Source organism: Psychrilyobacter sp., assembly GCF_037132775.1.
Lineage (GTDB): Bacteria > Fusobacteriota > Fusobacteriia > Fusobacteriales > Fusobacteriaceae > Psychrilyobacter.
This window is the reverse complement of sequence record NZ_JBAHZY010000142.1, coordinates 17,555-30,343: the sequence shown is the minus strand read 5'-3', so window position 1 is coordinate 30,343 and position 12,789 is coordinate 17,555. Positions and strand designations below refer to the sequence as shown.

At 34.2% G+C, this 12,789-nt stretch carries 13 protein-coding genes and 1 pseudogene; 3 read left to right on the top strand and 11 right to left on the bottom strand.

Going from position 1 to position 12,789, the window contains the following annotated elements; translation table 11 throughout:
* Positions 1-395 precede the first annotated feature (395 nt).
* A complete protein-coding gene (gene ppdK, locus V5784_RS11010; RefSeq protein ID WP_336889067.1) occupies positions 396-3,092 on the top strand; it encodes a pyruvate, phosphate dikinase in 2,697 nt (898 codons plus the stop codon).
* A gap of 205 nt (positions 3,093-3,297) precedes the next feature.
* Positions 3,298-4,281 (top strand): putative sulfate exporter family transporter, encoded by a 984-nt coding sequence (locus V5784_RS11005; protein WP_336889066.1) that lies wholly within the window; start codon positions 3,298-3,300, stop codon positions 4,279-4,281.
* Positions 4,282-4,335: 54 nt separating this feature from the next.
* Here V5784_RS11005 and speB read toward each other — a convergent pair whose 3' ends face one another.
* From speB to V5784_RS10950, 11 genes and pseudogenes are all read right to left on the bottom strand, one after another.
* Positions 4,336-5,184, bottom strand: a complete 849-nt coding sequence (gene speB, locus V5784_RS11000; protein WP_336889065.1) for an agmatinase — start codon at positions 5,182-5,184, stop codon at positions 4,336-4,338.
* Complete coding sequence (gene speE, locus V5784_RS10995; protein WP_336889064.1) at positions 5,174-5,950, bottom strand: polyamine aminopropyltransferase; 777 nt, start codon at positions 5,948-5,950, stop codon at positions 5,174-5,176. Before speE ends, speB begins: the two co-directional genes overlap by 11 nt.
* A gap of 101 nt (positions 5,951-6,051) precedes the next feature.
* The gene (speD, locus tag V5784_RS10990; RefSeq protein WP_336889096.1) at positions 6,052-6,480 is read right to left on the bottom strand and encodes an adenosylmethionine decarboxylase; all 429 of its coding nucleotides are present in this window, start codon (positions 6,478-6,480) and stop codon (positions 6,052-6,054) included.
* A gap of 1 nt (position 6,481) precedes the next feature.
* A complete protein-coding gene (locus V5784_RS10985) occupies positions 6,482-6,862 on the bottom strand; it encodes a hypothetical protein (RefSeq protein WP_336889063.1) in 381 nt (126 codons plus the stop codon).
* Positions 6,853-7,203, bottom strand: coding sequence for a hypothetical protein (locus V5784_RS10980; RefSeq protein WP_336889095.1), 351 nt, complete (start codon positions 7,201-7,203; stop codon positions 6,853-6,855). Before V5784_RS10980 ends, V5784_RS10985 begins: the two co-directional genes overlap by 10 nt.
* Before the next feature lie 11 nt (positions 7,204-7,214).
* Positions 7,215-7,682: pseudogene (locus V5784_RS10975) on the bottom strand (aminotransferase class I/II-fold pyridoxal phosphate-dependent enzyme); the annotation flags it as partial.
* A gap of 22 nt (positions 7,683-7,704) precedes the next feature.
* The gene (locus V5784_RS10970) at positions 7,705-7,923 is read right to left on the bottom strand and encodes a hypothetical protein (protein WP_336889062.1); all 219 of its coding nucleotides are present in this window, start codon (positions 7,921-7,923) and stop codon (positions 7,705-7,707) included.
* Between the two features lie 293 nt (positions 7,924-8,216).
* Positions 8,217-9,236, bottom strand: coding sequence for an extracellular solute-binding protein (locus tag V5784_RS10965; RefSeq protein WP_336889061.1), 1,020 nt, complete (start codon positions 9,234-9,236; stop codon positions 8,217-8,219).
* Between the two features lie 15 nt (positions 9,237-9,251).
* Positions 9,252-10,025 (bottom strand): ABC transporter permease, encoded by a 774-nt coding sequence (locus V5784_RS10960; protein WP_336889060.1) that lies wholly within the window; start codon positions 10,023-10,025, stop codon positions 9,252-9,254.
* Positions 10,026-10,027: 2 nt separating this feature from the next.
* Positions 10,028-10,864 carry an ABC transporter permease gene (locus V5784_RS10955; RefSeq protein WP_336889059.1) on the bottom strand — a complete coding sequence of 279 codons (837 nt, stop codon included), beginning with the start codon at positions 10,862-10,864 and terminating at the stop codon, positions 10,028-10,030.
* On the bottom strand, positions 10,865-11,968 hold the full coding sequence (locus V5784_RS10950; RefSeq protein ID WP_336889058.1) for an ABC transporter ATP-binding protein: 1,104 nt from the start codon (positions 11,966-11,968) through the stop codon (positions 10,865-10,867).
* A gap of 254 nt (positions 11,969-12,222) precedes the next feature.
* On the opposite strand from V5784_RS10950, the gene V5784_RS10945 reads away from it, so the two are divergent.
* A complete protein-coding gene (locus tag V5784_RS10945) occupies positions 12,223-12,762 on the top strand; it encodes an XRE family transcriptional regulator (RefSeq protein ID WP_336889057.1) in 540 nt (179 codons plus the stop codon).
* The last annotated feature ends 27 nt before the right edge of the window (positions 12,763-12,789 follow it).

Below are 12,789 nucleotides of genomic sequence, written 5' to 3'. Positions count from 1 at the left end.
GCATAGTATCCTTATCAATAACAAAATAATATTTAAGAGGTGATTGTATGTTAGTCGTAATTTATAAAAATGGGGATATATATATATTGGGCGAAAAGAATTTTATTTAAACAGTAAAGACAGCACTATCAAAGTAGGAGATCAAATAAGCAATCTTTCTGATGTCAGCACAATTATAGTGGGTGACAGAAACATCTATGGAGAGACAATGGAGGCATTTTAACATAGACTCCAAAAGAGCAGATTTTTTTCTGCTCTTCTTTTATTTTGTAGGTAAGTAATAAATAAAACAGTAGATAACTAACACACGGAAACTGAAAATAAAAAATATCGAACTACAGATTGCACAGGTGTACCTGAGGACAATAAGGAGAAAAATAAAGGAGGTATTTCATATGAATAAGGTTTATAGGTTCGGCTGTGGAAAAGCTGATGGTGGAGCAAAACTTAAAAATTTATTGGGAGGGAAAGGAGCTAATCTAGCTGAGATGGCCAAGATTGGTGTTCCAGTGCCTCCTGGATTTACATTGACTACTGAAATGTGTAATTTTTACACTGAATTTGGGGAACAAGCATTGAAAGATTCCATTTGGAATGAAGTGAAATGTGGAATTTCTGAGGTTGAAGATATCTTAGGGAAAAAATTTGGGGATCCTAAAAATCCATTATTATTTTCAGTTCGATCAGGAGCTAGACAGTCTATGCCCGGGATGATGGATACGGTTTTAAATTTGGGGCTTAATGATGAAATAGTAGAAGGTTTGGCTACTATCACTAATAATCCAAGATTTGCTTGGGATTCCTACAGAAGGTTCATTCAAATGTATGGAGATGTAGTCCTTGGTATGACACCTGAATCCAAAGAGGATCTCAACCCCTTTGAAAAAATAATAGACAACTATAAAAATGATTTGAAGATAAAAACCGATCTCGATTTTAATGTAGAAAATCTAAAAATACTTGTAGATAGATTTAAAGCTATTATATCTAAAAGAATTGGAGTCCAGTTTCCACAAGATCCATATGAACAACTATGGCTGGCTATATTAGCTGTATTTAGGAGTTGGATGAATGACAGAGCCATAGCCTATAGAGCTATCGAGGGGATTCCATCTAATTGGGGAACAGCAGTAAATGTACAATCTATGGTCTATGGTAATACAGGCATTGACTCTGCTACTGGAGTAGCCTTTACAAGGAATGCCGCCACCGGTGAAAATTACTTCAATGGAGAATTTTTGATAAATGCTCAGGGAGAAGATGTAGTAGCAGGAGTCAGAACTCCGTGGCAAATAACTAAAAAAGAATCCATTGAATGGGCAGTAAGAAATAATATTTCCATGGAAGACAGAAAAAGATCTCATCCATCTCTAGAAGAACTCATGCCCGAAGTATACAAGGAGCTATATAAGATTCAGAGAATATTGGAAGATCATTATATAGATATGCAGGATATAGAGTTTACAGTGGAAAATAAAAAACTTTGGCTCCTCCAGACTAGAACTGGAAAGAGGACTGGGATGGCCATGATAAAGATAGCCATGGATCTCTATAATGAAAATAAGATAGATTCAAAGGAAGTCATTAGGAGGATAAAACTCAGCAAGATCGATGAACTCCTTCATCCAGTATTTGATACTGAAAAAATAAATGTAGATGTCCTTACTCGTGGACTGCCTGCTGCACCAGGAGCTGCTGTAGGTCAGATTGTATTCTTTGCTGATGAGGTGGAAAAATATGAAAAAGCCATCTTGGTCAGACTAGAAACTTCCCCCGAGGATATCAATGGTATGAATTTAGCTCAAGGATTTCTAACTGTTCGTGGTGGAATGACCTCCCATGCAGCGGTAGTTGCTCGTGGAATGGGAAAATGTTGCATCGCCGGAGCTGGAGAAATAGTAATAGATTATAAAAAAAGAAAATTTAGAGTAGGTGATAAAGTCTTCAAAGAGGGAGATTTCCTCTCTTTAGATGGTAGTACTGGGATGGTCTATGAAGGTACGCTTATCACTAAATCTCCTAAATTAGACGAAAATTTCCACAAAATTTTAGAAATTGCAGACAAGATCGCTAGGATGGAGGTCAGGGCAAATGCCGATACTCCAAAAGATTCTAAAAAAGCCATCGAGTTTGGAGCTAAAGGTATAGGTCTTTGCAGAACGGAGCATATGTTCTTTGAAGAAGACAAGATCAAGGCTATGAGGGAGATGATCTTAGCTTCCGATACAGATGGACGAAAAAAAGCTCTGGCTAAGATGTTGCCCCTCCAAAGGGAAGATTTTATAGGCATCTTTGAAGTTATGAAAGAAAAACCTGTAACCATAAGATTACTCGATCCACCTCTCCATGAATTTCTTCCACATACCAAGGAAAAACAGGAGGAATTAGCCCATGAAATTCATGTTCCAGCTGGAAAAATCAGAGAAGCTGTAGAGCATCTAAAAGAATCTAACCCCATGCTAGGACACCGTGGATGCCGTCTGGGAATTACCTATCCTGAAATCACTATTATGCAAACTCGGGCTATTATAGAAGCCGCACTAGAAGTCCATTCTAGAGGGATAGATGTCTATCCTGAGATAATGGTTCCCCTCGTCGGAAAAGTAGAGGAATATAAATTACAAAAACAACTGATCTTAGATACTATTACAGAGGTCTTTGAAGAGAAAAAAAGTAGTGTTAGATATAAGATCGGAACCATGATTGAAGTTCCTAGAGCTGCTCTTACAGCGGATAAAATTGCTCTAGAAACAGAGTTTTTCTCCTTTGGTACAAACGACCTCACACAGATGACCTTTGGGTATTCTAGAGATGATATAGGAACATTTTTACCTGCCTATCTGGAGCAAGAAGTGTTGGAGGTTGATCCATTCAAAACAATAGATATTGAGGGCGTAGGACAACTCATGGTTATTGCCAGCACTAAGGGACGAAGTGTCAATAAAAATTTAGAGATTGGAATATGCGGTGAACATGGAGGTGAACCCCAATCTATCCAATTTGTAAATAGTCTAGGCTTTGACTATGTTAGCTGTTCCCCATACAGGATTCCTATAGCAAGATTGGCTGTTGCCAAGGCAGAGATAGAATAAATAAAATTATAAATAAAAAAGAATCGGGTCTTCCTAATTTTATATAACTTATCATCTTTAGTCTTTCCATAAGTATTAGCTGATATGTACTAAAGAAAATTAGTATTATTAAATTAATATTAAAAGTTATATAATACCTTAAAGCAGTTGAAAAAATAAAATTGAAGATTATCAATTTGCTATAGGTTAAATGGAGGTACAAAAAATGAAAAAAGATATGATCAGTGGATTAATAGTCTGTGTAATTATAGCCCTATTGGCTAAACTTACATCTATATTTCTTCCCCTGGTAGGAAGCACGAGTTTGGCTATAATAATAGGGATTATTGCAGGAAATACCCTAGCTAAAGATAAAAAATATCTTCCTGGAGTGGAGTTTTCAGAAAAGACTATATTGGCTGGAGCAATTATGCTTTTAGGAGCCACCCTTCACCTGAGTGCTATAACAAGCTTAGGTATAAGGGGAATAATTTTTATTCTTTTGGAAATTTCTTTAGTTATTGGAATAAACTTAGTTATTGGAAGATCTTTGGGGTTCAGTAAAAACTTTTCCCTTTTGATGGGAACTGGAAATGCTGTCTGTGGTTCTTCTGCTATTGCTGCTGTCGCACCTGTCTTAGGTGCAAAAGAAGATGAAATCGGAATTTCCGTAGCTGTCGTTAATCTCATTGGAACTATATTTATGTTTATATTACCTGTAGTTGCACTTAATATACTGGGATATACTCCTCTGGAAAGTGGTGGACTTATTGGAGGAGGTCTTCAATCAGTAGGTCAAGTTGTTGCTGGGAGTAACTTTTTAGGAGCGGAAGCTGCTAAGTTTTCTATCCTATTTAAAATGATCCGAATTAGTATGCTAGGAGGAGTAATCTTGATCTTCTCCCTTATCAACAACACAAATTCAAACAATATCAATGCCCCCCAAAAGAAGTTACCTGTTCCACCATTTATAGTTGGATTCTTTCTCCTCAGCATCTTAGTTACCCTAGGTTTTATAGGTGATCAAGTGCAGGAGATCCTAGGGTTTTTAAGCAAAAATTTACTCCTAGTTGCCATGGCTGGAATAGGAATGAGGATTAAATTTAAAGAGTTACTCAGTGAAGGCCCCAAAGCTTTATTGTTTGGAGTAATAGCTATGTTCTCCCAAATTACCCTATTGATAACTTTAATAAAATTAATATTAAAATAAAGATCAAAAATAGTATAAAAAAATCGCAAACAAATTTAGTCGTTTGCGATTTTTTTATACTATTGTCAGAATTACTTCCCGTAAAACCTTGTACGCTGTAGCTGTGGAAGCTCCACTGATATCGTAGTTAGGAGAAAGTTCCACTATATCTCCTCCTACAATATTTAATTTTTCAAATTCTTTTATCCCCTTTACGAGTTCGTTAAATGTAAGTCCTCCCGGCTCTGGTGTACCAGTTCCTGAAAAGATAGAGGGATCCAAAATATCTAAATCAATAGTTATATACACCGGAATATCTTTTAATTTTTTTATTATCTCAGCTAGGGTATCTATACCAAATTTTTTCATATAGGTATGTTCCTTTGCCCATAAAAATTCTTCCTTATTCCCAGATCTAATCCCAAATTGATAGATCTTCCCATCTCCTAAAAGATCCCAACATCTTCTGAGTACCGAAGCATGGGAAAATTTTTTCCCCATATAGTCATCTCTCAAATCTGCATGTGCATCGAGATGAATAACATGAAGATCAGGGTATTTTTCATATACTGCCTTTATTGTTCCATAAGAAACTAGGTGTTCTCCTCCTACCATAAATGGAATTTTATCATCTTTCAATATTTTTTTTGTATATTTATATATACTGTCTAAAGTACTCTTTGAATTTCCAAATGAAAACTCTAAATCTCCCCCGTCGAAAATATTATAATTTCCCAAATCTTTTTCTAAATAAGGGCTGTAAGTTTCTAATCCGTAAGATTCTCTCCTCATTACTTCTGGAGCAAATCTGGTACCAGGTCGAAAAGATGTTGTTCCATCAAAGGGAGCACCAAACACTACTATTTTGGATTCATCATATTCATTATCAAATCCAATAAAAGTAGAAATGTTCTTATTTTTCACTCTCTAACATCTCCTTAACATAATTCAGCAATGCAAAACATCCTCTGTGTAGTTCTGAATTATAGTACTTAGTTTTTATATTTAATTTTTCCCATTCTTCTGGATTATGGTTTTTTATAGGGTCATATTTTTTAGATGCAAACCCAAATAACCAATGCCCAGAAGGGTAAGTTGGCTGATGAAATTGATATACTTTAGCTATTGGAAACGTCTCCACTATTTTTCTATGAGCTTTTTGCATCTCTTTAGAAAATTTTTCAAAATACGGAGATTCATGCTGATTTATTAAGATTCCTTCCTCTCCTAATACTCTGAAGCAGTTGTTATAAAACTCTGTTGTAAATAGTCCCTCTCCTACAGATACCGGATCAGTAGAATCCACTAAGATCAGATCATACTTTCCTTCTTCTGCTTCTTCTACAAATTTCAATCCATCCTTAAAATACATACTTACTCTGAGATCTTCTGATTTTTCAGTTGTAACAGGTAAAAATTGTTGAGACAATCTTACTACCCTCTCGTCTATTTCTACCATATCTATTTTTTCTATATTTTTATATCTAGTCAATTCTCTAACAGTCCCACCGTCACCCGCTCCAATAACCAATACTTTTTTTATCTTTGGATTAGTTGCCATAGCTACATGGGTAATCATATCGTGATAGATAAATTCATCTTTTTCTGTCACCATCATAAGACCATCTAAAGTAAAAAACTTACCGTATTCATCTGATTCAAAAAAATCTATTTTTTGAAACTTACTCATCTCACTGTGAAGATGTTTTTTTTACCTTAATAGAAAATCTTGTATTCTCAGTCCAGTTTTCTGTATACCATAAATCTAACGTAATTCCCTCCTAATTTCACTTAATAACTAACTGATTCTTGGTTCTCTTCTGGCTTAAATGTTATCTTTCCTAGTTGTTCAGGATGGAATTTTCTGATCTTTTCCACCATTCCTCTAGGAATTTCTATAGATTCACTTCTGTCTGCCTTAAATACATCCTCTAAAAAATCGAAGGCTGTCCATGGATTTATCGTGTCTCCACATGTAAATACATCTACTGCTGCATATCCATATTCTGGCCAAGTATGGATAGCCAAGTGAGATTCCGATATAATTACAGCATCAGATACTCCATAGGGATTAAAATGGTGGAATACTGAATTAACTATCGTAGCATTGGCTAACTTTGCAGCTTTATTCATATGTTTTTCAATAAGTTCTGGGCTAGCTAAAACCTCTTCGCTACAGTTATAAAATTCTATCAAAATGTGTCTACCTAATGTTCTAATTTCATCTATATTCTCCTTTTAAAATACTTATATTATTTAATGTTTTATCGTTCATTCCAGTTATAACAGCCTTTTGTTCCTTTAAAAAATATATATGGTCTATCAAATCTTTTGTAATCCTCTCCCCTTGGATCAGAAGTGGGATTCCCGGAGGATATACCATAATAGATTCTCCACTTATCCTTCCTACAGATTCCGATAGTGGTATGCTCACAGTCTCCGAATAAAAAGTATCTCTGGGAGATACCACTAATTCCAGACTTTCAAGTTCATTAAAGTTTATCTGCTGATTATTTCCTTTGTAATTTTTTGCCATCTCTTTCAGAGCATCTATGAGTTTTTGATAGTCATCCCAAATATCTCCTATACTAGCTATTCCCAATATATTGTAGGTATCGCTAACTCCATTTGGATATTATATTTCTCCCTCAAGATATCATATCCTTCAAATCCTGTGAGTCCTAAACCATGAAGATTTATTCCTATCTTGGTATCGTCAAAATCATAGAGCTTATCAGATAATATTGCTTTAAAACATCTTATTCCCGGGATAGATTTCAATTCCTCTCTAAATTTAGAGAGCATCTCTAAAAGATCATTAAAAATCTCCTCCCCCTGTGCAACCAAAGTTTTTCTGGCCACATCTAAGCTTGTCATCAAAAGATAGGAAGCACTTGTAGTTTGGGTTAAATTCAACATATTTTTTACTCTCTCTTGTTTTATACGTCCATAATTTAAAAGAGTCCCGAACTCTGGGTAAGAGAACCTCCTGTTTTATGGATACTTACAGCAGACATATCTGCTCCCAAAGCCATGGCATTTTTAGGGAATTTTTTATGGAATGGAAAATGAGCTCCGTGGGCTTCATCTACCAAGACAAGCACATTTTTTTCATGACAAATTTTTATAATTTCTTCCAGATCAGATACAGCACCATAATATGTCGGATTGACTATAAATACTGCTTTTATATCCGGATCTTTGGTCATGGTTTCTTTTATTTTTTCCACACTTATTCCTAGACTTATTCCCAAAGTTTCATTTACTTCAGGATCAATATAAACTGGAGTCGCTCCACTTAGAATAAGTGCATTGATAGCGCTTTTATGAACATTTCTAGGTAGTATTATTTTGTCCCCTGGATTACAGGCACTCATAACCATAGTCTGTATCCCAGAGCTTGTTCCATTAACAAGAAAAAAAGCTTCATCTGCAAAGTAAGCGTCAGCCCATCAATTGATGGGCTTCCCTTATTACCCCAGTTGGGTTATTTAATATATCCAGCTCCTTCATGGAATTGGTATCTAATTCTATTATTTTATGACCTATATAATCCGAAAATTCATTTTGAAACCTTTTTTTGTGTCCCGGAACATCAAAAGATACTATCTCTGTTTTATGATAGTTTTTTAATGCATCGAAGAGTGGTGTCTTTTTTTGCATGAGCCCCCCTATATTCAAAGTTTACCAATACTAAACCTTATTTCTAAAAAAAATATTGTTCCTTCAAAAATTTGAAAGAGCAATATTTTGTTATTCATTTTTTCTTATAAATTAGAATTTAGAAACCTTATTTTTTAAGTTATTATGTTTTATATAATGCGTTTTAAAAAACAGTATTACTAAACTTTTTTCATTTAATAATATATAAAAAATAAAAATTTGTCAATTTTTTCTTATAGAAACCAAAAAAGATCGTAGATAATTTTAATTTTCTACGATCTTTTTTATTTTAATTATTGAGTTAAAATTTCATTCCAAACTTCACCTTGAGGAGCTAATGCTTCTCCTAAATCTTTCATAAGGTAAGCATCCTTCAGGTCCTCTATTTCATAAACTGGTATAGTTTTTCTGAGTTCATTCGCTCCTATATTTATAGAAGGAGTTTCTAAATAGTCTACTATTTTTACATATACTTCCGGTCTATATATATAATCTATAAATTTGTGAGCATTTTCAATATTTTTAGCTCCCTTTAATATAACCATACTATCTATATACATCTGAGCTCCCTTTTCTGGTATAAAAAACACCATATTTTCAGCTTGCTCATCGGTCATATGGGAAATTATATTCTCATAATAACCATGTACCACTAAATATTCTCCGTTTGTGAATCCTTTTCCAAAACTCTCACTGTCAAATTTCAAGATATTTGTTTTCCATCCTAGGATAATCTTCTGAGCATCTGCCAAGTCTTGTGGATCAGAAGATTCTGGTGAATGCCCTGCAATGATTAATGCACTGGACATGACCTCTCTCATATCATCTAAAAGGGTCATCTTTCCCTTTAGATCTTCCCTGTTATATATATCAAATGACCTATCAAAATCTTTTACATATTTCGTATTCACAGCTATTCCAGTTGCTCCTACAGAATACGGAATGATATAATCATGGTTTTTATCAAAACTAATCTTAGATGCAATATTTTCGTTTAATTCTTTTAGATTTAAAATTTTAGACTTATCTATTTTTTCCAGCATCCCCTGTTTCATCATAATTTCAGCATAGTCAGTGGATGGAACAGTTATATCATAGCCATCTCCTCCAGCCTTGATCTTTGCGTACATCTCCTCGTTGGAAGAATAATAATCGGTTATAACTTCTATTCCTGTTTCGTTTTCAAAGTCGGTAATCACCTCATTTGGAATATAGTCTGACCAGTTGAATAAGTACAACTCTTTTTTTTGTTCCTCTTTTCCGCAACCTATTAAGACTAATAACATCAATATAAATATAATACTTTTTTTCATCTTTCCCCTCCTTTTTTAACTTATCATATATTTTTGTATCTTTTTTGTCGACATTGCCAGTGCTATTGTTCCTGCAATTAATATCACTGAAAGTGCATTTATAATCGGTGAAACTCCAAACTTAATCATTGAATAGATATGAAGTGGCAGGGTAGAAGAACCCGGTCCTGCTACAAAAAACGTTATTACAAAATCATCCAATGACAACGTTATAGACATTAAAAGCCCGGACACTATCCCTGGCATAAGATTCGGTAGTATTACCTTGGTAAGGGCTTCTTTTTCAGTTGCCCCAAGATCATATGCCGCCTCCACTATAGAATAATCAAAATTATGTAACCTCGACAACACAATAAACAGTACAAAGGGGATATTAAATGTTGTATGAGCCAAAAATATACTGACTAGTCCCAATTTAAACTTTATACTGGTAAATAAAATTAATAACGATACACCCATTATTATATCTGGAAGAACTAAAGGCAGATAAGATATTATCTGAAGATATTTTTTATGCTTAAAACTATACCACTGAAGCGATATTGCTCCTAAAGTACCTATCGTTGTAGATATAACCGCTGAAGTTAGTGCAATTAAAATACTATACCTAAAGGATTTCCACAACCTTGCAGAGTGATTGAATAATTCATCATACCATTTGAGAGAAAACCCATCCCAGGCTACTCCCATCCCTGAATTAAAAGATTGGACGATAAGAACTACCAAGGGAAGGTATAGGAATACGAGAGTTAGTGTAAACATATTCAGTGAAAAAGTTTTTTTATTCATCTCTATACCTTTCCTCCCTTATGATCCTTATCATATTTTGATAGAACAATGATAAAAATAACTGTTATTATTGTTAAAATTGTTGCAATAGCTGTAGCCTTTGGCCAATTTCTAGTAATTGTAAGTTCTCTGGCTATGATATTTCCCAACATTTGAGAATTTTTCCCTCCAACTAATTTTGGAATAGCGTAGGATCCTAGTGCCGGTATAAATGTAAACAATGTGGCAGTTATAACCCCTGGTTTTATATTGGGTAAAAAAGTTTTAGTATAAGCCTCCATCTTACTGGCTCCTAAATCTCTTGCTGCATCAATCAGTGCAAAATCAAATTTTTCTATGGCAGAATATAGGGGTAAGATAGCATATGGTAGATACGCATAGACACTTACCAATATTACTGCAAACTTATTATAGATAAATTGATGAGGTTCTAAGCCAAATTTTATCAAAAGATTATTTAACAGACCGTTATTTCCAAGGAGAGCTATCCAAGAATAGATCCTAATCAAAAAATTTGTCCAAAATGGAACTATTATTAAAAACAATAAAAAGTTTTTATACTTGGATGTGGCTATATAAAGAGCCACCGGAATAGCTATTAAAACTGTAATTACAGTGGCTATTATAGATATTTCCACTGTATTCCATACCACTTTTAAAAAATATGGACTGCTAAAAAAGTTATATCCGTCTACGGAAAATATCCACTCTACCCCTCCATAGATTCCTTTTTTTAAGAAACTATAAATTATAACTATTAGTGTAGGAGCCACAAATAAAAGGGTTAGCCAAAGGGTGATAGGAGCTGAATAGACTAAACCACATCTTTCGTTTTTCATCTATATCACCTCTAAAAGGAAACTATCAGCTGAATCCCAAATGACATAAACTTCGTCTTTCCAATGGATAGCTTCTGCATCTTCCTCAAAGAAATCTACATGCTGTTTAAATGCACTGAACAACTTATCTTCTACAGTTACAAAGAACTTACTCTGAAATCCTGAGTAGATTACCTCTTCAATCTTCCCTTTTAAAACATTATCATTGTCATCTAAATATCTAGGTTTTGATTTAGATATCTTTACCTTTTCTGGTCTGATAGTCAATTTCACAAAATTTCCTACCACAACCTCCTTGTCCAGTTCAAATTTTATCCTTCCATAGTTAGGAGAGTTTAGGTATCCAAACTCCTGTTCTACCTCTACAACCTCCCCTTCTATAAAGTTGGTTTCACCTATGAAGTCAGCTACATATGCATTGGCCGGACTCTCATAGATCTCACTAGGAGTACCAATTTGGAGTACCTCACCATCTTTCATCACTGCTATCCTGTCAGATACACTGAGTGCTTCCTGCTGATCATGAGTAACAAATACAAAGGTAATGCCTACTTTTTCATGAATATTATCTAGCTCTATCAGCATATGCTGCCTGAGTTTGGCATCCAATGCAGACAACGGCTCATCCAAGAGTAGAACCTTTGGTTTATTTATCAGTGCACGAGCTATGGCAACCCTTTGTTTTTGCCCTCCTGAAAGTTGAGATGAATATTTATTTGCATGTTCAGATAATTTTACCATCTCTAAATATTTTTTTACCTCTCTGTCTATCTCTATCTCTTTTATTTTTTTTAATCGGAGTGGAAACGCTATATTTTCATAGATTGTTAGATGGGGAAACAATGCATATGTTTGAAATATTGTATTAACATCTCTTTTATTCGGACTTAGATGGGTGATATCTTGCTTCCCCAAATAGATTGTTCCACCGTCAGCTTCTATAAATCCTGCTATCATCCTAAGAAGGGTAGTTTTTCCGCATCCAGATCCTCCTAGGATAGAAAAAAATTCTCCGCCTTTAATTTCAAAACTAATATTTTTTAATACTTCCACTCCATCAAAAGACTTAGATATAGAATCTATTTTTATATTTCCTTGTTTCATAAAAACTCTCCTTGCTATATAAATTTTAAAGGTCTCTATTCCAGCTAAAATATACTTATTTAATATACTGAATTAGTATTATTTTGTGTTTTATATAATACGTTTATAAAAACAGTATTACTAAACCTCTAGCGTTTCATTTTATAAAAAAAAATACCCTTTGTCAATTGATTTTTTATATATATCAAGCTATAATGTTAAGTAACCTTGTAATTTAACAAGGTTACTTTTGAATAAATAAGAGGGAGTAAACAATGGATATAGGCAAAAAAATTAAAAGACTCAGACAGGAAAAATTTCTCACTCAGGATGAATTAGCTATGAGATGTGAACTATCCAAAGGTTTTATATCCCAGTTAGAAAGAGATCTTACATCTCCATCTATCACTACCCTAATAGATATATTAGAAGGATTAGGTACCAACCTTCGAGATTTTTTCAATGAAGACGAGGATGAAAAAATTGTCTTTAAAAAAGAAGATGTCTTCGAAAATATCGATGAAGAGTTAAAATATAAGATTGAATGGATCGTTCCTAACGCGCAGAAAAATCAAATGGAACCTATCCTCATAACCATAGAGGAGGGAGGAAGATGTAAGGAAGAGCTCCCCCACGAGGGAGAAGAATTTGGGTATGTTCTCAGCGGTACCGTCTTAATTCATTTAGGAGAAAAAACATACAAGTCCCAAAAGGGAGAATCGTTTTACTATAAATCTAGAAAAAATCACTATATTTCCAATGCAGGAAAAAGCATAGCTAAAGTTTTATGGGTTTCTAATCCTCCGGCATTTTAAAAAAGGTATCGAAAGTAATATTACTTT

Bases quoted from the DNA above. Each gene is read 5' to 3' on its own strand.
- ppdK (WP_336889067.1), top strand. From the start codon at position 396: ATGAATAAGGTTTATAGGTTCGGCTGTGGAAAAGCTGATGGTGGAGCA.
- V5784_RS11005 (WP_336889066.1), top strand. From the start codon at position 3,298: ATGAAAAAAGATATGATCAGTGGATTAATAGTCTGTGTAATTATAGCC.
- speE (WP_336889064.1), bottom strand. From the start codon at position 5,950: ATGAGTAAGTTTCAAAAAATAGATTTTTTTGAATCAGATGAATACGGT.
- V5784_RS10970 (WP_336889062.1), bottom strand. From the start codon at position 7,923: ATGCAAAAAAAGACACCACTCTTCGATGCATTAAAAAACTATCATAAA.
- V5784_RS10965 (WP_336889061.1), bottom strand. From the start codon at position 9,236: ATGAAAAAAAGTATTATATTTATATTGATGTTATTAGTCTTAATAGGT.
- V5784_RS10960 (WP_336889060.1), bottom strand. From the start codon at position 10,025: ATGAATAAAAAAACTTTTTCACTGAATATGTTTACACTAACTCTCGTA.
- V5784_RS10955 (WP_336889059.1), bottom strand. From the start codon at position 10,864: ATGAAAAACGAAAGATGTGGTTTAGTCTATTCAGCTCCTATCACCCTT.
- V5784_RS10950 (WP_336889058.1), bottom strand. From the start codon at position 11,968: ATGAAACAAGGAAATATAAAAATAGATTCTATATCTAAGTCTTTTGAT.
- V5784_RS10945 (WP_336889057.1), top strand. From the start codon at position 12,223: ATGGATATAGGCAAAAAAATTAAAAGACTCAGACAGGAAAAATTTCTC.